At 35.8% G+C, this 23525-nt stretch carries 18 protein-coding genes; 11 read left to right on the forward strand and 7 right to left on the reverse strand.

Features of this window, described 5'->3' with window-relative positions; all coding sequences use genetic code 11:
* The first annotated feature begins 224 nt into the window (after positions 1-224).
* The 5 genes from LV89_RS18465 to LV89_RS18485 all read left to right on the forward strand — a co-directional run bounded on the left by LV89_RS18465 (position 225) and on the right by LV89_RS18485 (position 8339).
* Positions 225-1370, forward strand: a complete 1146-nt coding sequence (locus LV89_RS18465; protein ID WP_158279627.1) for an MraY family glycosyltransferase — start codon at positions 225-227, stop codon at positions 1368-1370.
* 110 nt (positions 1371-1480) lie between these two features.
* Positions 1481-2569, forward strand: a complete 1089-nt coding sequence (locus tag LV89_RS18470; RefSeq protein WP_109744404.1) for an efflux RND transporter periplasmic adaptor subunit — start codon at positions 1481-1483, stop codon at positions 2567-2569.
* 213 nt (positions 2570-2782) lie between these two features.
* A complete protein-coding gene (locus LV89_RS18475; protein ID WP_109744405.1) occupies positions 2783-4006 on the forward strand; it encodes a glycosyltransferase family 4 protein in 1224 nt (407 codons plus the stop codon).
* Between the two features lie 38 nt (positions 4007-4044).
* On the forward strand, positions 4045-7146 hold the full coding sequence (locus LV89_RS18480) for an efflux RND transporter permease subunit (RefSeq protein WP_109744406.1): 3102 nt from the start codon (positions 4045-4047) through the stop codon (positions 7144-7146).
* A 278-nt stretch (positions 7147-7424) separates the two neighbouring features.
* Positions 7425-8339: a PfkB family carbohydrate kinase gene (locus LV89_RS18485; protein ID WP_109744407.1), complete on the forward strand. Its 915-nt coding sequence runs from the start codon at positions 7425-7427 to the stop codon at positions 8337-8339.
* A gap of 102 nt (positions 8340-8441) precedes the next feature.
* Here the strand turns inward: LV89_RS18485 and LV89_RS18490 are convergent, their stop codons facing one another.
* Together LV89_RS18490 and LV89_RS18495 are read right to left on the reverse strand one after the other, a co-directional pair.
* Positions 8442-8876, reverse strand: coding sequence for a CBS domain-containing protein (locus LV89_RS18490; RefSeq protein ID WP_109744408.1), 435 nt, complete (start codon positions 8874-8876; stop codon positions 8442-8444).
* A 308-nt stretch (positions 8877-9184) separates the two neighbouring features.
* Positions 9185-10804: an acyl-CoA carboxylase subunit beta gene (locus LV89_RS18495; protein WP_109744409.1), complete on the reverse strand. Its 1620-nt coding sequence runs from the start codon at positions 10802-10804 to the stop codon at positions 9185-9187.
* Between the two features lie 239 nt (positions 10805-11043).
* Between LV89_RS18495 and LV89_RS18500 the strand changes: the two genes are divergently transcribed.
* From LV89_RS18500 to LV89_RS18515, 4 genes are all read left to right on the forward strand, one after another.
* The gene (locus LV89_RS18500) at positions 11044-11910 is read left to right on the forward strand and encodes a DUF58 domain-containing protein (RefSeq protein WP_109744410.1); all 867 of its coding nucleotides are present in this window, start codon (positions 11044-11046) and stop codon (positions 11908-11910) included.
* Positions 11911-11936: 26 nt separating this feature from the next.
* Positions 11937-12938, forward strand: coding sequence for a hypothetical protein (locus tag LV89_RS18505; protein ID WP_109744411.1), 1002 nt, complete (start codon positions 11937-11939; stop codon positions 12936-12938).
* 194 nt (positions 12939-13132) lie between these two features.
* Positions 13133-14125 (forward strand): VWA domain-containing protein, encoded by a 993-nt coding sequence (locus tag LV89_RS18510; protein ID WP_109744412.1) that lies wholly within the window; start codon positions 13133-13135, stop codon positions 14123-14125.
* Between the two features lie 106 nt (positions 14126-14231).
* Positions 14232-16055, forward strand: a complete 1824-nt coding sequence (locus LV89_RS18515) for a glycosyltransferase (protein WP_109744413.1) — start codon at positions 14232-14234, stop codon at positions 16053-16055.
* A gap of 157 nt (positions 16056-16212) precedes the next feature.
* On the opposite strand, the gene LV89_RS18520 is transcribed toward LV89_RS18515, so the two are convergent.
* On the reverse strand, positions 16213-17724 hold the full coding sequence (locus LV89_RS18520; RefSeq protein WP_109744414.1) for a Dyp-type peroxidase: 1512 nt from the start codon (positions 17722-17724) through the stop codon (positions 16213-16215).
* A 260-nt stretch (positions 17725-17984) separates the two neighbouring features.
* Complete coding sequence (locus tag LV89_RS18525) at positions 17985-18404, reverse strand: hypothetical protein (protein WP_109744415.1); 420 nt, start codon at positions 18402-18404, stop codon at positions 17985-17987.
* Positions 18405-18683: 279 nt separating this feature from the next.
* Between LV89_RS18525 and LV89_RS18530 the strand changes: the two genes are divergently transcribed.
* The gene (locus LV89_RS18530; RefSeq protein WP_109744416.1) at positions 18684-19055 is read left to right on the forward strand and encodes a DUF423 domain-containing protein; all 372 of its coding nucleotides are present in this window, start codon (positions 18684-18686) and stop codon (positions 19053-19055) included.
* Positions 19056-19286: 231 nt separating this feature from the next.
* Complete coding sequence (bshC, locus tag LV89_RS18535) at positions 19287-20834, forward strand: bacillithiol biosynthesis cysteine-adding enzyme BshC (RefSeq protein WP_109744417.1); 1548 nt, start codon at positions 19287-19289, stop codon at positions 20832-20834.
* A 121-nt stretch (positions 20835-20955) separates the two neighbouring features.
* Here the strand turns inward: bshC and LV89_RS18540 are convergent, their stop codons facing one another.
* The 3 genes from LV89_RS18540 to LV89_RS18550 form a co-directional block, all read right to left on the reverse strand.
* A complete protein-coding gene (locus tag LV89_RS18540; protein WP_109744418.1) occupies positions 20956-21423 on the reverse strand; it encodes an Lrp/AsnC family transcriptional regulator in 468 nt (155 codons plus the stop codon).
* 334 nt (positions 21424-21757) lie between these two features.
* Positions 21758-22048 carry a TIGR03643 family protein gene (locus LV89_RS18545; protein WP_109744419.1) on the reverse strand — a complete coding sequence of 97 codons (291 nt, stop codon included), beginning with the start codon at positions 22046-22048 and terminating at the stop codon, positions 21758-21760.
* Between the two features lie 75 nt (positions 22049-22123).
* Positions 22124-23476 carry a DNRLRE domain-containing protein gene (locus LV89_RS18550; protein WP_109744420.1) on the reverse strand — a complete coding sequence of 451 codons (1353 nt, stop codon included), beginning with the start codon at positions 23474-23476 and terminating at the stop codon, positions 22124-22126.
* Between the last annotated feature and the right edge of the window lie 49 nt (positions 23477-23525).

Raw genomic sequence — 23525 nt, forward strand, 5'->3', positions numbered from 1 at the left:
GACTTGTTCTATTATTTTCGGAAGTATATACTTAATGTCGTAAGTTAAATTTGAGTCGAAAAAACCTCACCCGTGCGACGGTCGCCCCAACCCCTCTCCGATGGAGAGGGGAGCATTCGACCCCATTTTTCTCCCCTCTCCATCGGAGAGGGGTTGGGGCGACCGTCGCACGGGTGAGGTTTTGCGACATGAAGTACATACTTCCGATTATTTTTAATATAATTATGACCGAATTGTACTCAATTATTATAATTATTTCAGTATTAATCTTCATTTCCCTATGTACATCTTATGGGGTTAATAACTTTTTCCTTAAAAATGCTTCATCTTTTGGGAAAAATAAAGGAGGTAGTCAAATTAGATGGGCAAGTGCCTCAAAGCCTCCTTTGGGGGGAATGTCATTTTATGCAGTATTTATTCTATTAATGATTTTGATTAGCTCGTTAGCTTATTTTAATATCCTTAAATGGGATTCTAATTATCTAATGGTAGGCTTATTATTACCAATGACTATTGGTTTTTTTGTTGGTTTAGCGGATGATAGTTATAATACAAGTCCGCTTGTAAAGTTTGTAGGGCAATTTGTGTGTGGATTGTTTTTTATGCTTTCTGAAAATCTTATACACATTTGTAATATTGATTGGGTGAATAATTGGTTTACAATAGTCTGGGTTGTGGGTATGATGAACTCAATCAATATGTTGGATAATATGGATGGTGTTGTAACAGGTGTTTCTCTTACATCATTATTAGTAGCACTTATGATAATGATAAAGTTAGAGCGTCTGAACTTGGTAGATGTAATTCTGATTATTGGAACAATTGGAGCTTTGATTGGTTTCTTATTTTTTAATTGGCATCCTGCTAAGATTTACATGGGTGATACAGGCAGTCAATTTTTAGGGGCATTTTTGGCTTGGGTAAGTATTCAATATTTTTGGATATTTAGAGATGAAACAACTGGAGGTTTTCAAGCACATCAATTTTTAGTTCCTGCTTTAGCATTTATCGTTTCATTAATTGATACCACAACGGTAACAATCAGACGGTTGGCTCGTGGTGTTTCGCCATTTGTGGGCGGGCGTGACCATACGACACATCATTTTGCTTACTTGGGAATGTCAGATAAGAATGTGGTAAGAATATTGATAGGTGTTTCGTCATTGTCTGCTTTGGTGATATTTATAATGCTTGATGATTTAATCCTTAATCATTGGAGTTTCTATAAAACATTAGGAGTTATTTTTTTCTACATTTCGATTTTTGCGATAATTCAGTATTACTATGAAATGGCTAAACAAAAGATAGGTAAAGGTACTATGAATAAACAAAGTGTTTTGATAGTAGAGAAAATGGATGACTTTGATTGATAAACTCTTCTAATGTCATTGATTCAACCTTTAAATGGTTGATAGTTATTGATTAAAATAATTATTTACGTATTTTCGGGATTAAATTCAATTCATCAATTCTAAAATCTATGTCAAAAATTACGAAGAATATTCTGACGGTACTTACTATATTTATTATAATAGGTTTGTTTTTTTTCCCAAAGATTAAGCAATTCTTGAAGCCTAAAGAGGAAAATAACAAGAAAGAAATCTCAGGAGGAGCAAAAGGAGGAGGAAAAACATCTGTAATTGTGACTATTCTTCAACCTACTCGTCTTGATGATTTAGTGAATACCAACGGAACGATACTCCCAAATGAGGAGGTCGAAATCCGTAGTGAAATCTCAGGTAGAATTGTAACACTTAATATCAAGGAAGGCGATTTTGTGCGTAAAGGCACAACTTTATTACATATCAATGATGAAGATTTACAGGCTCGTTTGAAAAAATTGGGCTTTAATAAAAAATTAGCTGAAGATAATGAAGCTCGCCAAAAAAAGCTTCTTGATAAGGAAGCGATTTCTCAACGAGAATACGATATTGCTGTCAATTCTGTGAATACTATTTCGGCTGATATTGAAGACCTTTCTGCCCAAATCCAAAAAATGACTTTGAAAGCTCCATTTGATGGAACAATAGGTTTTAGATTTGTAAGTTTGGGAAGCTATATTTCACCAACCACAAAAATTGCTACACTTACCAATACAAATCCCGCTAAAATTGAGTTCGCAATCCCTGCTAAATACTCCTCGATTGTAAAATCAGGAAGTAAAATCGACTTTACCGTTGAAAACTCTGAACAGAAATTTATAGGAACAGTTTATGCCATTGACCCTAAAATTGACCCGAATACTCGAACATTACAGATTCGAGCTATTGCACCTAACCCAAGTCGGAAATTAATTCCGGGGTCTTTTGCAAGAGTAGAATTGGTACTAAAAAGCAAAGGTTCTGCTTTGATGATTCCGACTGAATCGGTGATTCCAGAATTGAAAGGAAGTAAAGTTTTTGTTGTTAAAAATGGCAAAGCAACACCTATGAAAGTGCAGTTAGGCGTTAGAGGTGAAAAAACGGTTGAAGTAATTTCTGGTTTGACTATGGGCGATACGCTCATTACAACGGGTATTCTACAAGTTAAACCCGACGGGGACGTTGATATAAGGGAAGTCATTAAATAGATAATAATGATTCTGAAATCTTAAAATTAAGACTTTCATTTTTACAAACCCTAATCAATTTCTAAGAAAAATACACCCTAATTGAGCCAATTGGCATTTGATAAATTTATAATTAACGATTAATAGTTTACAGTACATTAAGAATTTTAAACACCATTGTGAAAAAATCCGCTACGTGTAAAATATTTTATCAGTTAATTTAAAAACAATCAAATGAAAATAGCCATCTGGCACAATTTGCATAGTGGCGGAGCAAGTCGAGCTTTGCAATATCATATTCAGGGATTAGTAGAAAATGGACATGAAGTAGAAGTTTGGGCAAATTCCCCAGATGCTGAGGGATTTATGAAACTTCCAACCAATGTAAAACTTCATAAAGTAGCATTGAATCTTAGTAACGAACAACCTACTTTTAGCGAAAGAATGGACTCTTTGTTTTTTAATAAAGATGCTAATATGCGAGCAATGATTGAACATTGTCAGGAGTGTGTCTCTGAAATAAAGGAAGGTAATTTTGAGGTATTATTTGCTCATAGTTGTTACTTATATGCAGCTCCATTTATTGCAAGATATTTGGATATTCCAAGTGTTTTGTATTTGCATGAACCCAATCGGTATTTATATGAAGCAATGCCAAGACAAGTTTGGTCGGCTCCAGAAAGGATTTTAAATAAACTTAGTCCTAAGTTTTGGATTTACTTTTTTAGTGACCTATGGCGTACACATAAGTTAAGGGTGTATGTTCGAGAGGAACAAATAAATTTTCAAGCATTTGATAAAGTATTGGTCAATTCATACTTTTCAATGGAAAGCTGTAAAAGAGCTTATGGATTAAATTCTGAAGTGTGTTATTTAGGAATAGATAATTCATTATTTAAACCTGCTGAAAGTAAAAAACAAGAATCTTACGTAATTGGTCTTGGTGGATTTATGAAACATAAAAACCAAGAGTTAGCCATAAGAGCCATCGCTGAGATTAAAGAAAAACGTCCAAAACTTATTTGGGTAGGCAATTTGGTTGATGAAGATTATTATCAAGCAATGCAAGATTTAGCTCAATCATTAAAGGTTGAATTGGAACTGAAAAAAATGGTTGCAGACGATTATTTGGTAACATTGCTAAGTGGAGCAACTTGCATGATTTATTCATCAAATCTTGAACCTTTTGGTTTTGCTCCTTTAGAAGCTAATGCCTGCGGAACGCCCGTTGTTGCGATTGCTGAAGGTGGTTTGAGAGAAACAATTATTCATGGTAAAAATGGATTTTTAACGAATCCGAATCCTGTTGAAATGGCTAATTGTATTCAGCAATTGGTTGAAAATCAAGAATTAAGAAATGAAATGGCAAAATTTTCCATTCAAAATGTTCAGCAAAAATGGACACTAAAACAGTGTTCGGAAAGAATAAACAATGCTATTCAGTCAGTAATTTTATAATTTACTGAAAATTAACTTCATCAAACACATCCAAAATTATGGCTTCTATCTCTGAAACCAGTATTAAACGACCCGTTTTAGCGGTTGTAATGTCTATCTTAATTATTCTATTTGGTGTAATTGGATATACTTATTTGGGTATTCGAGAGTTTCCAAGCGTTGACCCGCCCGTAGTAACTGTTCTGACCAATTATACAGGGGCGAACGCAGATATTGTTGAGTCGCAGATTACTGAGCCTTTAGAAGAATCTATTAACGGTATTGCGGGTATTCGTACACTTACGTCTTCGAGTAGAGATGGACGTTCAACCATTTCCGTTGAGTTTGATTTAACTGTCGATATTGAAGATGCTGCTAACGATGTCCGAGACCGTGTGGCTCGTTCATTGGCAAATCTTCCGAAAGATGTTGACCCTCCAGTGGTTGCCAAAGCCGATGCCGATTCAAATCCTATCTATTTTATTAATGTTAAATCTGAAAAAAGAGATTTATTAGAGTTGAACGAATTGGTTACTCGAAATATCAAAGAGAAATTTCAGACCGTAGCAGGCGTGAGTTCAGTACAAATTTGGGGGGAGAAAAAATATGCCATGCGTTTGAGAATTGACCCTGTAAAATTGTCTTCCTATCGCTTAACTGCTCCAGATATTGTGAGTGCCTTAACTAAGCAAAATATTGAATTACCTTCTGGAAGTATTGAGGGAGCAATGACTGAGTTAACGGTTCGTACACAAGGACGCTTGACTACTCCCGAGGATTTTAATAATTTAATTCTCCGTGAAGAAGCTGATAAAGTTGTAAAATTTAGCGATGTTGGTTTTGCGGAACTCGCTCCTGAAAATGAAAAAACTTTCTTCAAAAGAGATATGACTCCGATGATTGCGGTAGCAGTAATTCCGCAACCAGGGGCAAATCAGATTCAAATTGTTGATGATGTAAAGAAAAAATTAGTCCAAATAGAAAGCTCGTTACCCGACGACGTTGAAATTACTTTGGGTTTTGACTATACGCAATTTGTTAGACGCTCAATTACTGAAGTTGAAGAAACCATTTTCATCGCTATTGGTCTTGTTGCTTTAATTATCTTCATTTTCTTGCGTGATTGGCGTTCAACACTCATTCCATTAACGGCTATTCCTGTTTCATTGATTGGCGTATTTTTCATTATGTACGTGATGGGTTTTTCTATCAACGTATTGACTTTGTTAGGAATCGTTCTTTCAATTGGTTTGGTGGTAGATGATGCCATTGTGGTTTTGGAAAATATTTATGCCAAAATCGAGGAAGGAATGTCGCCTTGGGAAGCATCTTTGGCAGGTTCAAAAGAGATTTATTTCGCCGTAATTTCTACGACTGTTACTTTAGCTGCGGTGTTTTTACCTGTAATTTTCTTACAAGGAATTACAGGAAGACTTTTCCGTGAATTTGGGATTGTCGTAGCGGGTTCGGTAATTATTTCAGCCTTTGTTTCGCTGACATTAACGCCAATGTTAAGTTCTAAAATTCTGAAAGGAGGGCATCATCATCCTTGGTTTTACAGAGTTACAGAACCATTTTTTCAAGGATTTACCAATGCTTACGAAAATTCATTGGCTGGTTTTCTTCGCATTAGAGGTACGGCTTGGGTTTTAATGATTTTGTTTATTGGCATCATTTATTCGTTATTCAAATTTGATGCAATTCCTTCAGAACTTGCTCCAATGGAAGATAGAGGCGGTTTTAGAATTTCGGCAACTGCCCCAGAAGGAGCTACTTTTGAGTATATGTTGGGAATTACCGACGAAATGGGAAATTTCTTGATGAAGGAATTATCACCAACCGAACGAGTGGGCGTTGTAACGGTAACTTCGCCACCTTTTGGAAATGGTGGAGCAAATACAGGAACGATGCGTGTGGTTTTGCGTGATACCATTGCCAGAAGACCACAACAGAAAATTGTAGAGGAAATTCAACCTAAATTGAAAAAATATACGGGGGCAAAAATGTTTGTTATCCAAGAGCCAACCATACAAACAGGGCAACGTGGCGGAGGTTTGCCAGTTCAATTTGTAATTCAAGCGGCAAATTTTGACAAACTGAAAAAAGCAATTCCAGAGTTTATGGCTAAAGTTCGGGAGTCGTCAAAATTTGAAGTTGCCGATGTAAATTTGAAATTTACTAAACCAGAATTACGCTTAGAAATTGACCGTGAAAAGGCACAAAATTTAGGAGTTTCAATCCAAGATGTGGCTCAAACGCTTCAATTGGGGCTTTCTGGACGTAGATTTGGTTATTTTTTGATGAATGGAAAGCAATACCAAATTATTGGACAAATTGACCGTCCTGAGCGTAATGACGTGTCCGATTTACGTTCATTGTACGTAAAAAGTAATCGTGATGAATTGATACAATTAGACAATTTGGTGAAAATTACGGAACAAAGTACACCACCTCAATTATTCCGATACAATCGTTATGTGGCTGCAACGGTACAAGCACAAGCGGCTAAAGGAGTGACATTAGGCGAAGCTTTGGACGAAATGGATAAAATTGCCAAAGAGGTTTTAGACCCTTCTTTCTCAACGGCTTATGATGGTCAGTCGAAGGAGTTTAAGGAATCGTCTTCTTCGTTAGTTTTTGCCTTTGCTTTGGCTTTGATTCTGATTTATTTAATTCTTTCGGCTCAATTTGAGAGTTTTGTTGACCCATTAATTATCCTTTTGACTGTTCCTTTGGCGGTTGCAGGGGCATTATTATCACTTTGGGATTTCTCACAAACCTTAAATATTTTCTCACAAATCGGAATTATTGTATTGATTGGTTTAGTTACCAAAAATGGTATTTTGATTGTAGAATTTGCCAATCAACGGAAAGAACAAGGAAGTTCAAAACTACAAGCTGCTAAAGAAGCCGCAGTGGCTCGTTTTCGCCCAATTTTGATGACTTCGCTTTGTACCATTTTAGGTATTTTACCAATCGCATTGGCTTTGGGTGCGGGTTCACAAAGTAGAGTTTCGATGGGAATTGCCGTAGTAGGAGGAATGTTATTTGCCACAACCTTAACGCTTTACATTATTCCTGCGGTGTATAGTTATATGTCGAGAGATTTGAAACCACAAGGCGGACAAATTAAAAGTGAAGCATTAATTGAAGCGGTTTAGTGAGTTAGTGAATGGTGAATTGTGAGTTAGTAGGTTATAAATTAGTGAATTTTGTAATCCTAAAATCATTCAATCCCATAAATCATAGTTCAGACCAAAATTTAAAATCATTCAATACCATAAATCATAGTTCATACCAATATTTTTAATTTCAGTAAACCCATAAATCATAGTTCAGAACAATATTGTACCTTTGTGAATTCATAAAAACCTAAGCAATAGTGCTTTGGCTTACATTTACAAGGTTTATCCTCAACTTTAATTCTTAAAATCAACGAATGAGTTTATTAGCAATCGGTTCGGTGGCGTTTGATGCCCTCGAAACTCCCTACGGAAAAACAGACAAAATTATTGGTGGTGCAGGTACGTACATTTCTTTGTCGGCATCTTATTTCAAAACGCCTATCAACTTAGTAGCCGTAGTAGGAGAAGATTTCCCTCAAGAATATATCGAATTACTTCAAAATAAAGGTGTTGATACGACAGGTCTTCAAATTAAAAAAGGTGAAAAATCATTCTTTTGGTCTGGACGTTATCACAACAATATGAATTCTCGTGACACATTGGTGACAGAATTGAACGTTTTAGGAACATTTGACCCAATCGTTCCTGCTGAATATCAAGACTGTCAATATTTGATGTTAGGAAACCTAACGCCAGCAGTTCAAAAAACGGTAATTGACCGTTTGGAAAATCGTCCGAAATTGATTGCCATGGATACTATGAATTTCTGGATGGATATTGCCATGGACGATTTGAAAACTGTCTTGAAAATGGTTGACGTATTGTGTATCAATGACGAAGAAGCTCGCCAATTATCAGGAGATTATTCATTGAGAACTGCCTCAAAAACAATTATGGCAATGGGACCTAAAACCTTGATTATCAAAAAAGGAGAGCATGGTGCATTGTTATTCCAAGGAGATAAAATGTTCTTCTGTCCAGCCTTGCCATTAGAAGAAGTTTTTGACCCAACAGGAGCAGGAGATACTTTCGTTGGTGGATTTATCGGTTATTTAGCGAAAACAGATGATATTTCTTTCGAAAACATGAAACGTGCAATCGTTTATGGTTCAGCAATGGCTTCTTTCTGCGTTGAAAAATTCGGAACAGAACGTTTATTAGATTTATCAGAAGAAGAATTGACGGCTCGTGTTGCAGAATTTAAAGATTTAGCAGGATTTGACGTTTAGTTAAAGAATAATTAAAAGAGAATAGTGAATAGTTGTATTTGGTGATAGTAAATATACCGCATTTTAAACTATTCACTATTCTCTTTAAACTATCATCTATCCTTACATTCCTCCAGAAATAAAGTTCTGTAAATGGTGAATCGTATTTTTCTGGTCTTCAATAATATATCTTACCACGTCACCCATCGAAACCAAACCAACTACGTGGCTATCGGCAACTACTGGCAGATAACGTATGTGTTTGTCGGACATTAACTCCATACATTTTTCAATAGAATCTTCAAATTTTACGGTTGTAGGCGATACTTGCATGATTTCAGAAACTAAAGTATCATGCGAATGTTTGCCTTTTACAATAACTTTTTGGGCATAATCTCGCTCAGTCACTACCCCAACGAATTTATCTTCGTCGTAAACAACCAATGCTCCAATATTTTTTTGAACCATAATTTCTAAGGCATCATAAACCGTTTTTGATGCGTCGATTACCGTAACGGTATTTCCTTTGTGATAAATAAGATTGGAGACTTTTTTCATAACCGATTAGTTTTAGTTTTAAACAGGGTCTTTATTAGGAAGTAAAATTTATACAAAATATTTGATAAATGCAAGTTGAATTTTACCCTTGTAATCAGTTTTTTGAGATAAAGAGAAGATATTGATGAATAAATGAGGCGAGATTAATAAAAATAAAAAAACGGTATAAAGAGTCCTGAAGCTCAATATACCGTTTATAATCAGTGGTTATCCCAATTTTACTTTATGAGTAATATTTTACAATTTTCGATTATTTATACTATAAAGCACTTGTAAATAGATTTTTACTTTATTTTAATCATAATTTATCAAACTTGAAAAACCCCAACTCTCAAATCCTTTGTAATAGGTGCATGATTAGCGGCTTCAATCCCTTTTGAAATTACCTTTCGGGTATCCATTGGGTCAATTATTTCATCTACCCACAAACGAGCCGCTGCATAATATGGTGTTGTTTGTGTATTATATCGCTTCATGATTTCTTGTAAAATTTCGTCCTCTTCTTCTTTACTCAATACTTTGCCTTTTGCTTTCATGGAAGCAATTTGCGTTTGCAAAAGTGTTTTGGCGGCTTGTTCTCCGCCCATTACCGCTATTTTTGCTGAATGCCAAGCGTAAATAAAACTCGGATTATACGCCTTTCCACACATGGCATAATTGCCTGCTCCGTAAGAATTTCCGATGATAATGGTGAATTTGGGAACGATTGAATTGGAAACGGCATTAACCATTTTCGCTCCGTCTTTGGTAATGCCCGAATGTTCAGAACGGCTACCGACCATGAACCCTGTTACATCTTGCAAAAAAACCAAAGGAATTTTCTTTTGATTGCAATTCATGATGAAACGAGCAGCTTTGTCGGCTGAATCGTTGTAAATCACACCACCAATTTGGACTTCACCTTTGGCACTTTTCACGACTAAGCGTTGATTTGCGACAATGCCAACTGCCCAACCGTCGATACGAGCATATCCACAAATAATGGTTTTTCCATAATCTTTTTTAAATTCATCAAATTCAGAATTGTCCACCAATCGCTCAATAATTTCGAGCATATTGTAAGGTTTCGTTCTTAATTCTGGAAATAAATTCAATATTTCTTCTGGACTTTTTACAGGTTGTTTTGACTCAATTCGGTCGAAACCTGCTTCTGATTTTTTGCCTAATTTACCAATTGTTCTTTTGACTTGGTCTAAACATTCTTGTTCGGTCTTGAATTTATAATCAGCAATTCCTGAAATTTCGGTATGTGTAACCGCACCGCCTAACGTTTCGGCGTCAATGTCTTCACCAACGGCTGCTTTTACCAAATAGGGCCCTGCCAAAAAGATAGAACTTTGCCCTTCAACCATTAGCGTTTCGTCGGACATGATGGGCAAATACGCTCCACCTGCTACGCAACTTCCCAAAACGGCTGAAATTTGGGTAATTCCCATCGCACTCATGAGCGAATTATTGTAAAAAACTCTTCCGAAATGCTCACGGTCTGGAAAAATTTCGTCTTGCATGGGTAGAAAAACACCTGCACTATCCACCAAATAAATGATTGGAAGTTGATTTTGCATGGCAATTTCCTGAAAACGAAGGTTCTTTTTACCCGTAATCGGAAAATATGCTCCCGCTTTTACGGTTTGGTCGTTGGCGACAATAACGCATAGTCGTCCAGAAACGTAGCCTAAACCGCCAACGGTGCCACCTGCTGGGCAACCGCCATGTTCGGCATACATTTCGTAACCAACAAAAGCCCCGATTTCTAAAAAATCAGAATTGTCATCAATCAGATAATCAATGCGTTCACGGGCAGTAAGTTTGCCACGTTCGTGTTGTTTTTGAATGTTTTTGAGTCCTCCGCCGAGCTTAATTGTTTCAAGCCTTTTTTTTCTTTCTTCAAGAAGGCTTTGATGAGATGTTTGAGATTGGATATTCATTGTTTTTGATTGTTGATGGAATAAATGCAAGATAGTTTTTTTTAAGAAATGAATTTTATTTCTTTACAATTTTCATTGGACAAGCGGAAATATAGCTTTGATAAATAAGTAGTATAATAATGACTTATCAGGCTTAAATGCTTATTTTTGAGTTCTGAAAATGTGCTACGGACAGCTTTGTTCGATGGTAAATAATCAATTTATTTTTACGTCGGACAAGGCTGTCCGTATTACAAAAAATGAATCCAAACGAGTTTTTATCCAAACTTCATAAATATGAAATCAAAATTCGCAAGGCGGTAACATCGCAAATGCGGGGGAACTTTCATTCTATTTTTAAGGGTTCTGGCTTGGAATTCAGTGATTTACGTTTGTATCAATATGGAGACGACGTTCGCTTGATTGACTGGAACACTTCTGCAAAAGGTCACGGAACGTATGTGAAAATCTTTAAAGAAGAAAAAGAGCAAACCGTTTTTTTTGTGTTGGATGTGAGTGCTTCTCAGGATGTTGGACGCTCGAATCGGTCAAAATTGGATACGAGTAAGGAAATTTGTGGCGTTTTGGCATTTTCAGCCATTAAAGAAGCGAGTCATGTTGGATTGTTGTGTTTTTCAGACCAAAAGGAGAAATATATAAAACCAGCCAATACGCTCAAACACGGTTATAGGACGATTTTAGAGCTTTTTAAACTCAAAACAGACTCAGCAGGAACGAATTTGAAAAAGATGATTCTTTTTACTTTGGATGTTTTGAAAAGAAGAAGTTTAGTGATTTTAGTGTCAGATTTTATTGATTCGGGCTATGAAGAAAATTTAAAAGCTCTTGCTCGAAAACATGACCTTATTGTAATTCATCTTTACGACCAAAGAGAAACCAATTTACCACGTTTAGGCATCATTCCTGTTTTTGATACCGAAAGCCGTAAAACCATTTGGGTGAATGCGTCCTCAAATTGGTTTAGAAATAGAATGAAAAACCTTTTTGAGAAAAATTCAGAGCAGTTAGACCAAATTTGTAAGCAAAACAAAGCCAATTACATAGCCATTGATGCTTCAGAGGATTACGTCCCGAAGTTGATTAAATTGTTTAAGGTTAGGAAGTGATTTTTTAGAGTAGATTTTAGAGAATAATGAATAGATTTTATAAGCTAATTTATAGAGAGTCAAAAAGAAGAATAAAGAATGAAACATCGCTTTTAGGTACGATGGTTATTCTCTATTCTCTGTTCTCTATTCTTTATTCATTTACTACTGTTGCTCAAATCCCCAGTTGGACGCCACCCAAAGGGAAATTTTTGAGTGATAGTATTAAGGTTGGTTTGCCTGTAAAATATGCTCTCAGTTATCGTCATAAGGCAACTGCGGATATTTTTTTTCCTGATTCGTCTTATAATTTTGCTCCTTTTGAATTGGTAAATCGGGAGTATTTTCCGACTATCACTGACCAAAATGGAAGTTTGGATAGCGTTGTTTATACTTTGATTTCTTTTGAAGTTTTGCCTGTTCAAGAACTGAGTTTACCCGTGTATGTACGTGCAAAACAAGACTGTACACGAGTTTTTGCTCCGATGGATAAAGTAATTCTGGAAAGTGTTATCAGTACTGAAAGCGATGTGGATACAATGTTTCTCAAAAAAGATACTCACTTAGTCCCCATCAAACAACAGGTTAATGTACCACTTATCTTATTGATTTTTATTGCGTTAGCGATTTTGGCAGCTCTGATTTTTTGGTTTTTTGGAAAGCCAATTAGAAGACAAATCCAATTGTTTAACTTCAAAAGACGATTTGACGATTTTCAGAAACTTTTTCAACGCCTTAGTCGTGGAACGGATGATGCTCAAAAACGCTTGGAAAATATTGAAAAAGCGGTTGTACTTTGGAAAAAATATATTGAACGTCTTGAAAATAAGCCATTTACAACTTTTACTACAAAAGAAATTTTAGATAATTTAGACGATAACCGTTTGTCGGATGCTTTGAGAGAAATTGATGCAACAGTTTATGGAGGCGTTTATTCAAATAAAACAATTGCTTCTTTACGGATTCTTCAAGAATTGGCAGAAGGACTTTACCTTGAACGTAGGCAAGAATTAGCCCTTGGTAATCAAGGAGTGGTTATTGGAAATTAGTTATTGGTTGATTGGTGATTTGTATAAAACTCTCTTAAATTAATTTGCCAGTTTTCTAATTACCAATAACTAATCACCATTTTAACAATATGTATCCGTTAAAAATTAGGCGGTTCACCGCTGCGATTAGGTTTGATTCTGTTGCGATAGCTTGATTATTAGAGAGGTTCAATACTAAATCCTAATTCCTACTTATGCAAGATTGGTTTTCAAAATATTGGTTTTTGCCTTCAACCCTTTCGAGTTTCGATTGGGCTAATCCTTTCTATTTGTATAGTTTGCCGTTGATTCCCATTTTATTTTTATTGAGAGATTGGCTTCGGAATAATTCTACCCAAAAGCTAAATGTGGCATTTCCTGCCAATGAAATACAGTCAAACTGGATTAGTTTTTTACGTTTTGTTCCGGGTTTTTTTCTAATGTTTACAACGGCTCTTATTATTTTAGCTTTGGCTCGTCCACAAAGAGCTATTTCTGAAGATGACCAATTTGGAGAAGGCATTGATATTATGTTGGCGATGGATATTTCTAAATCAATGGATAATAAGGATATTCCTCCGAGCCGTTTGACGGTGGCTAAAAATGTGGCAAATCAATTCATAAAAGGGCGTAAACAAGATAGAATTGGCTTGGTAATATTTTCGGGAGTACCAAATTCTCTTTGTCCACTCACAACGGACTATGAAATGCTAAAAGATTATATTGATGATATTTCGTCAAGCCATATTAACGTGTCGGGAACGGCAGTTGGCAATGCTCTCGGAATGTGTATAAATCGTTTGAGAGAAATTGATTCTAAAAGTAAAGTAGCTATTTTGATTTCCGACGGAGACAATACCGCAGGAAACCTCGACCCCGTAACTTCGGCACAATTAGCAAAAGCCTTTAGCGTGAGAGTTTATACCATTGCCGTAGGAAGTGAAAAAACGACTACGGATAAAGTTGATGAAGGAACGCTTCGAGAAATTGCAAAAATTAGTGAAGGAAAGTTTTTCCGTGCAAGAGATGCTCGTTCTTTAGAAAATATCTTTAAAGAAATTAACCGTTTAGAGAAAGGAGAAATCAAACAAAATCAGTATCGAAACGTCCAAGATTTTTATCATCCATATTTACGCTGGGCAATTGTATTTTTCTTGATTTCTTTTGCCTTAAAAAGCACTTTTATGGGTAATATCTTAGAAGATTAGGTCTTTTTTAAAAAAACTCACATTTCAGGAAAACTTTACGGAATAATTTAACATATTTGATAATATTATTCATTTTTATAAGATAAAATTACCCAACCTCCAATATATGGAAATTCAAAACCCTCTCAAATCTTCTGCGAATAAGCAAAAAGTCTTAATCGAAATTGCTTGGGAAACTTGTAATCAAGTAGGCGGAATTTACACCGTTATCAGAACAAAAGTGCCTTCGATGGTAGAAAAATGGGGAGATAATTACTTCTTGCTGGGGCCATATTTCCCTCAAACGGCTTCAGCAGAGTTTGAACCGATTCATGATTTGGACGACTCTTTACTCGGAAAAACCATTCAAAAAATGCGTGCAGCGGGTTTAGGAGTTCATTACGGCTATTGGTTGATTACTGGAAAACCTCGTATTGTACTTTTTGATTTAGCTTCGGTAGCAGATAAAATTAACGAACTGAAAGCAAGATTGTGGGAAAGACATAAAGTTTCTACTTTGAATGTTGAAGACATCGTAAATCAAACAGTTTTGTTTGGTGAAATGATTCGTATTTTCTTGACTGAATTAGCCCAAGACCAAGCCAATAAAGCGGAAGTTACAGCCCATATCCATGAGTGGATGGCGGCAACTTGTGTACCTGATTTGAAAGCGGACGGTGTGAAAATTGCAACGGTTTTTACTACTCACGCTACGATGTTAGGTCGTTATTTAGCAGGAAATGTGCCTGATTTTTATGATAAATTGCATACTTTCAATTGGTTAGATGAAGCTCGTCATTATGGTATTGAAGCACAAGCAACGATTGAACGTTTGGCGGCAAATCTCTGTAATGTGATGACTACGGTAAGTGATGTTACGGCTCGGGAATGTGAATTTTTGTTAGGTAAAGTTCCTGATTTAATTCTGCCTAATGGTTTGAATATCACTCGTTTCTCGGCAATGCACGAGCATCAAAATCTTCATACAAAATTCAAAGATAAAATCAATGAATTTGTGATGGGGCATTTCTTCCAAAGTCAACCTTTTGACCTCGAAAAAACGCTTTATTTCTTTACTTCGGGACGTTACGAATTCTCAAATAAAGGATATGATATTACCCTTGAAGCCCTTGCTCGTTTGAATTGGAAAATGAAACAAGCAAAGATTGATAAAACCGTTGTGATGTTTTTTATCACCAAACAACCTTATCATTCTATCGACCCAGAAGTTTTGCAATCAAGAGCCGTAATGGACGAAATTCATGAAACTTGTAATTCAATTGAGGAACAAATTGGAGAAAAATTATTCAAAGCTTCGGCAATGGCAACTGATTTGAAAATGCCTGATTTGAATGATTTTATTGACGAATATTGGCGTTTGCGTTTGCGTAGAACTATTCAGACTTGGAAAACCAATAAACGTCCGAAAGTGGTAACACACTTATTGAAGCAAGAAGACGGAATTACAGATTATACTCGCAAGGCAAACTTGATGAATAATCCTGACGATAAAGTGAAAATTGTTTATCACCCAGACTTTATTGTTTCTACTAATCCGCTATTCGGTTTAGATTATGGACAGTTTGTGAGAGGCTGTAATTTGGGCGTTTTCCCAAGTTATTATGAACCTTGGGGATATACGCCACTTGAATGTATTGCTCGTGGTGTACCAACTATTACGTCCGACCTTTCGGGTTTTGGTGATTATATGATGCAAATTATGCGTGACTATGAACAATGGGGCGTTATGGTGGTAAATCGTACTTCGCAAGATTTCCACAAAGCGGCTGAACAACTTTCAGAAATGTTATTGAAATTCGTAAAACAATCGCTTCGTGAGCGTATTACGCAACGTAACCGTGTAGAAAGTATTTCAGAAACTTTTGATTGGAGTAATTTGAGAAGCTATTACGATACTGCCCATGATTTGGCTTTGAAACGTAAGAAATAGATTTTGTATCAAGTCCTATTTTGGTACTTGAAATAGATAAATTCAATTACGCACTTGCCGAAAGTTCAAAACTTTCGGCAAGTTGAATAGCAAACTCCCCAATTCTCATCTTTATTTTAAAATGTTAAAGTAGGACTTTTGTATTTATCAGTAAAACTTATGCCATCACGCCAGTTGCTAAATAGTTTAAAGCATTCAAACTTGGCATTAAACAATAAGCTGTTCCTCTGGTTTGGATAAATTCGGGCAAACCGCTAATGACAATTGAATCAGGTTGGTCTGGTGTGGCTGGATTTTGAATCGGAATGGTAAATGTACTGACAACTCCGGGATAATTAGTCAAATTTGGAGCCGTTGGACGATTTCCCAATAAGGCATCTTGCGGAGGATTTTTGACTGAAAAATCTGGCTTCGGACTAAAATTATTGTAATTCATCCACCCATATAATTTCTCAAATTGTTGAGCAATACTTCCACATAAAAATAAGCCAATTAAGCCTCTATCAACGCCATCATCGGTATTTCCAATTAATTCTTTTCCGTAAGACATTCCTCGTCTAACAATTCTGACAGGGCCTAAATTGCCTTCTCCTGGAGTGAGCGTTTGGTCACGGGGATTAGAAACTCGTGTATGAGCAGAAAATGGACATTTAAAACTACTCGGAACATCTTGGTTTGGACTTGGGACGCCTGCCGTTGCATAGCCAAAATTTTCACTTTTGGCGGTTGCAGGGTCTGGAGCATTTGGACTTAATACCAATGGAGAGCCATTTCGCCATCTGCCCACTAATTTTGCCGCAAACCATTCCACCAATTCATCTTGATTCAACCCTAAATACGCCAATTTTGCTACATTATTAGGATTGGTGGCTTGAGCAATCAAGAAATTATCGAAGCCTGCCACGTCTTGATACAAAATTCTGAAAGCATTATAAAAACCATCAAAGGCAAATTTTGCTTCCGAATTGGTAGAAGCATCGCCCGACGGACTTGGGTCAATAATTGAATATTGTGGATAACCAATCAAGAAATTATCTAAATCTGCCTGATTTCGGGATGAATGGTTGCTTGGCATACTGAGTGCAGGTTCAGAAATCCCATCAACATATCCAAAGTGAATTTTAGCAGGATTATCATCAATAATTGACTGATAAAGTCTGCCATCACCATCTTTAATAGGTAAAAGTTCGGTTAAACCATTGGCTAAGGCTGCATTTGTAATGAAAGAAATCAAATCATTCAAAGCATCGTTCGTTAGTCCGTAGGCATGAACAACACAGTGTAAAGCGGTATTTGAAAAGTTGTTGTACCACCAATTATCAGGAGAACTTGCATTGAAGTCGCCCAAAGACTGTTGTGATGCCGACGACCAAGGTCCTTGCTGAAATTCCGCAGGAAATGTTGAGTTAGGTTGGGTAACGCCAAGCATTGATAAACCATTGAAAGTCAAGCCAATATTTAGCATAGAAACAGGCTTGTTATTTCCCCAATCTACCGCAGATTGTACTTTTGGATATAATTCAGCAAAAAAATCTTTGGTATTTAACGTAACCGATGCCGCTTGAAAACTGAATAGTAAATGACAAGAATACGGATGTGTATAGCCACGAATGAGCAAACCCTGAATATTTGAATTGTCAGGGGGAGGAGGAGGAGTTGTACCAGCCATTATTAAGTGGTTTTAAGGGTTGTGTTGAAGTTAAGTAATGAGACAAAATAAAGTACCATTTTGATAGTTCATAATGATTGATAATCAAATTCATGACAATCGTAAATCGTAATTCTTAAATCGTCCTTGTACTTAGAAGTGGTAAGGTGTTAGAATTTAGTTATTAGGCAAAAGTATTTTTAACAAATTGCACTAAACCCTAACACCCAAATCCCAATGCCTAATCTATACTTCAACACAACCCAAAATGAAAATCATTCTTAATCTTCGGTGATTTGTGCTACCGTGTAAGTGTAAGCCTGATATAAATCTGTTGGCTGACTAAGATTATTACTGTTAATGAAATTTTCAAAAACACTTAATGAAACTATTGGTAGCGGAGGATGCGTTACAGCAATGGCTGCAATAGCGTTTAATAACCCCTTAAAACCCGGTCCAGAATTCCAAAATGTGCTAAGATACGGATTCATTGCTCCATCAAATGTTGTAATTAACATGATTGAATTGATGCCTTCTCCTGTTGAGTTTGGAATTAATATCAAACGTGCATAATGCACAATTTGTATTTCAGTAAGAATAGGCGTTACAATGTTCATGAAATCATTATATAAATGTTGGGCTGATGCCTGAGAAGCAGCATCTTGTTTGATTGGAATGTACAATGAAAGTGGGGTTGCCATAGTTTTAGTATTTAGATTTTTTGTTGCGTACTCTCTTAAACGGTTTTTCTGCTTACACCTTTTTACAAAACTCCGAGAAATATTGATGTCTTAAAAGGGTAGAAATACCTGTTTTATAGAAGAATAAATAGGAGTTAGTGATTTTTTTTATGAATTCGTACTATAATTACGCTTTACGATTCGTCTGATTTACGATTAAAAACTGATTTCCTCCGTTCAAATCATTTACCTTTGTAGGACTAATTAGAATCATTTTCAAACACATAGATAATTTTCAAGATGAACAAATTTTTTATCCAATCAGGAGCCGTTTTAGCGGGTTTGTCCGTTGCCCTTGGTGCTTTTGGAGCTCACGCATTTAAGGCAGCTTTAGAAGCAATTAATCGTACAGAAACCTTTGAAACTGCCGCACGTTACCAAATGTATGGTGGTTTGGCTTTGATTTTAGTGGGAATTTTAACCGATAAAATTTCGCATAAATATCTGTCTTGGGCAGGCAATGCCTTTTTGATTGGAACAGTTATCTTCTCAGGCTCGCTTTACCTAATTTGTGCAACAGGCGTAACAATATGGGGAGCAGTAGCACCCATCGGCGGAACAAGTTTGATGATTGGATGGGTTTTGTTTTTGCTGGGAGTGAGTAAGAAATAAGAAAGTTTGGAACTAAGATTATTCAGATTCTTAGATTTTGGGATTTTGAGAAACGTTAATTCTGAAATCTATAAATCTAAACAATCATAGTTCCAATACGCTAAATATCTACTATTATTATCCGCTTTTTTATTCACGGAACAAACTGCCCCCAATATGCGTTAAAAAAAAGGCGTGGTAAACAAATTTCGTTCACCGTTCACCGTTCACCATTCACTGTTTTTTTAAGTCATGCAAATTAATCAATTGCCACTTTCGGAAGTAAATCAATTTTCTTCTCTGTTTTTAGACTTTATCCAACAATCATCTAAAGTAAAAGATTTTTATAGCAACTTCCCTGATATTCATGGATTTAACCGACAAATTGCTACTAAAAAATTAGATGCCAACAAAAGAAAGGTTTTAGTAGAAACCCTCAAAAACCAATATAAAAACCTTCCGAATCAGCCCAATTTTGATATTCTCTTAAACGAAAATACATTCACCGTTACCACTGGACATCAACTCAATATTTTTACAGGGCCTTTGTACGTAGTCTATAAAATGATTACGACGATTAATTTGGCGAAAAAGCTGAAAAGTTATTTTCCAGATTATGATTTTGTGCCTGTGTATTGGATGGCTACGGAAGACCATGATTTTGCTGAAATCAACCATTTTTCATTATTTGGGAAAAATTTAGCTTGGGAAACTCAGCAAACAGGAGCAGTTGGACGTATGAATCCGAAGGAATTAGAAACCTTGATTTCAGAAATGACTGAATGTCCTACCATTTTCAAAAATGCCTATTTGAATCATGAAACTTTAGCAGATGCCGCTCGATGTTACGCTCATGAACTATTTGGTAGTCAAGGACTTATTTGTATTGATGCCGACGACCGTGAACTGAAAAAACAATTTATCCCAATTATCAAGAACGATTTATTGCAACATACTGCTTTTGATGTTGTAACAAAAACGACCAAAGAACTTGAAAATTTAGGTTACAAAACACAAATTGCTCCAAGAGAAATCAACTTTTTTTACCTTGTTGACGGTGTTCGTGAACGTATTGTAAAAGAAGATAATGTATATAAAGTTCTAAATACGGATATTCAGTTTTCGGAAAGTGAAATTTTGACATTGCTTGAAAACGAACCCGAACGATTTAGTCCAAACGTAGTACTTCGTCCTGTTTATCAGGAAGTTATCCTTCCGAATTTAGCCTATATTGGGGGTCCTTCTGAAGTTCCTTATTGGCTTCAACTCAAAGAAATATTTGAAATTCATCAAATTCCTTTCCCAATTTTAATGCCTCGTAATTTTGGTTTGGTAGTTAATAAACCATCAGCTAAGAAAATTGAGAAATTAGGATTATCTGCCAACGATTTATTCTTAGATGAAATCAGTTTGAAAAAGAATTTTGTGGAACGAAATTCTGAAAATACATTAAGCTTAACCGATGAAGGACAAGACTTTGCCAAAGTATTCGATAAGATTTTGGAGAAGGCTGTCAAAATTGATAAGACTTTAGAAGGTGCGGTAAAGGGAGAACAACAAAAGGTTTTAAATGCTTTAGAAAACCTTGAAAAACGCCTTAAAAAAGCAGAAGAGCGTAACCAAGAAGTAGAAGTAAATCAATTATTGGGCTTAAAACAAAAACTCTTCCCGAATGGCGTACCACAGGAAAGAGCCGAAAATTTCTTGAATTTTTCACTTAATAACCCTGCATTCTTGACCCAAGTTGCAGAAGTCTTTGACCCGCTTGATTTTAGTTTTTATATTATGGTGGAAGTTTAATGACAGTTTACAGTTATCAGTAAACAGTTACCAGAAAATAAAAAATGGCGATAAGGAACTTTAACTTCCTTATCGCCATTTTTGCTAACTGCTAACTGCTAACTGCTAACTGCTAACTGTATCAAGGAATTGGTAATACTTTACTTTCTTTGAAAGTTGAAAGAATAACCATTGTTTGCGTTCCTGCTACTTCTTCGATTTCGTTAATTTTCTCCAACATCAATTTCTGATAAGAGGCAATATCTTTGGCAATTATCTTTAAAAGGAAATCTCCTGAGCCTGTAACGTGGTGACATTCAATAACTTCTGGAATCATATTGATTTGAGAAACGAATGATTCTGTCACCTGTTTTTTATGTCCAATCAAAGTGATAGTTACAAAAGTCGTTACGCCCAAACCCACCTTATCACGGTTCAATTGTGCGTGATAACTTTCTATAATCCCCGACATTTCTAATTTTTTTACTCGTTCCAATGTCGGAGCTGGTGACAAACCAATTTCTTTTGACAATTGAGCATTAGTAATTTTAGCGTTTTGTTGTAAAATTTCTAATACTTTATGGTCGATTAAGTCTAATTTAATGCTCATTTTATGCAGCGTTTAGAATATTTGTATAATGAAAAATTACCAAACTTAGAGAATGAAAAACATTCAACTAATCAGTAATTAATTATCACTAAAGAGTTTATGATTTTTTGAAAATACGTTTCTTGATTTTAAATCAGCGGTGGGATAGGAATATTTGCAAAGCTAATTAGTTTTCTTGAAAAATTCTAAGAAATTTTACAGAAATGCAATATGGAAGAATAATATTTTTATTAAGTGGTAGATTTTAGCTTAAATTGGTATAAAATTCGGTAAAAACAGAATTATTTTGATAATTGGTTTATTGGTAAAACAGAATCTTCTTTTGCAAATGGCATTATTTGCGTTTAGAAATCTTGTTTAACGAAATTTTCTTTTGTAAAGTACATTTAAAGCGTGCATCATTTACCGCACTTTTTGCAAGATGTTTAGTGGCACGCCCTTGTACACGCTCACGCCACATTCGCCATGAAGACGGTTTCATTTCACGTCGCATTAATTCAATAACTTCTTGTTCTTTTAGTCCAAATTGGGTGAGGATAGCATCAAAAGGCGTGCGGTCTTCCCATGCCATTTCTACAATACGGTCAATTTCTTGGTCGGTTAATTCGGGTTTTGCTAATTTCATTTTTCGTCAATAAAAAAGCCGTAACAATTGCTACGACTTTTTGATAACTATTGGTTTGGGGATTATGTTTTAAAATCAATTATTCAAACAACCCGAAATTTGCCCTTGAAATTTAGCTCCTTGTTCTATTAAAGTGTTTGGATTGAGTTGAATAAATGATTCTGAAATGAATTTTGAGAATGAAGTGGGGGTAAGACTGCCCGTCATTTGTAAACTTCCTGACGTGGAATAGGTGGCATCAATGATGTTGCCTGAGAGTGAGAGGTTGGGCGGACAAAGTAGGTTTTTGTAAGTCGGGGTTTGTCGCTGAGTTACAAAAGAAGTTGAGTTTGTCGCTTTCCCAGAAGTGTAAATATTGTTTCCTTTTAATGAAAAAGTTAATGTATCGGTAGCAATACTTGGTAGAAAGTTATTGATATTATCCCAAACCTGAGCCGTTACTGCTGCGGCACTTTGTTGATGATTTGCTGAACCGTATTGTACATAATCTTTCATTTCGGCATTGCTTGGATTTCCGTTAAAAAGTGCCAATTCTCCATCGTTTTGCCCAATTTCTACCCAATTCAGAACGACATATTTAGCAGAATCTAAGGTTAAATTCCCATTCAAAACGGTAACATTTGCCAATGATACAGAGGAATTTCCATTGCTAAGCCAATAATTATTTAAGTTGATAGAAGGACTTGAAGGATTGTAAAGTTCTATCCATTTTTTCTGCGGATTGACTTCGTTAATCAAAACTTTTTCGACGACAGGAAAGGTGTAATAAACCATTAAAGTTGGTTTGGGATAAAATGTTTCTTCACGAGAAGAAAACTTCATGGCTGAACCACTAAGGCTTTCGTTGCCTTTAAGAATCCACCCAAAATTATTATTAGGATTTGCAATCCAGTCAAGCACATCTGTTATCATATTGGAGCTACTCCAAGTACCAAATTGCAGAGGAAACATCGCAAAAGTTACGTTTGAAGTAGCAGAAGCAGTAGTCACAAAATCACCTCCAGCGTTTGTCCACGAACTCGAATTATAAAAATTATATCCCCAAGTAGCATCATTTGTAGTTGCGGCTGCTCCTTGTCCACTTCCTGCTGATGTGCCTTCTCCCCAATTTTTAGTTAGTTTATGTAATGAGAAACTATGCGGAATAGTGGTATTTCCTGACGACTGCAAAATAGGTAATTTTAGCGTAATATTCTGAATTTGAGCATTTTGAGGTAAGGCTGTGAAGTCAAATTTTAATAAAGCTCTTCTCATTAATGAAGAAAGAGTTCTACCAGCAAAAAGGTTATTTCCTGCTCCATTACTCAAATTTGAGCTTTCAGAATAAATGGAATTATCCTTTACAGGTGTAAAACTCATGGAATCTAATTGAGCTTTACACTTGATTGACGATAGAATAAATAGTAAAATATAAAAAAAATACTTCATGATTTATAATGAAGATTAGGTATGATTTCTCAATCCTTTTCTTCTTCAA

The sequence above is a fragment of the Arcicella aurantiaca genome (assembly GCF_003148625.1).
Taxonomy (GTDB): Bacteria; Bacteroidota; Bacteroidia; order Cytophagales; family Spirosomataceae; genus Arcicella; species Arcicella aurantiaca.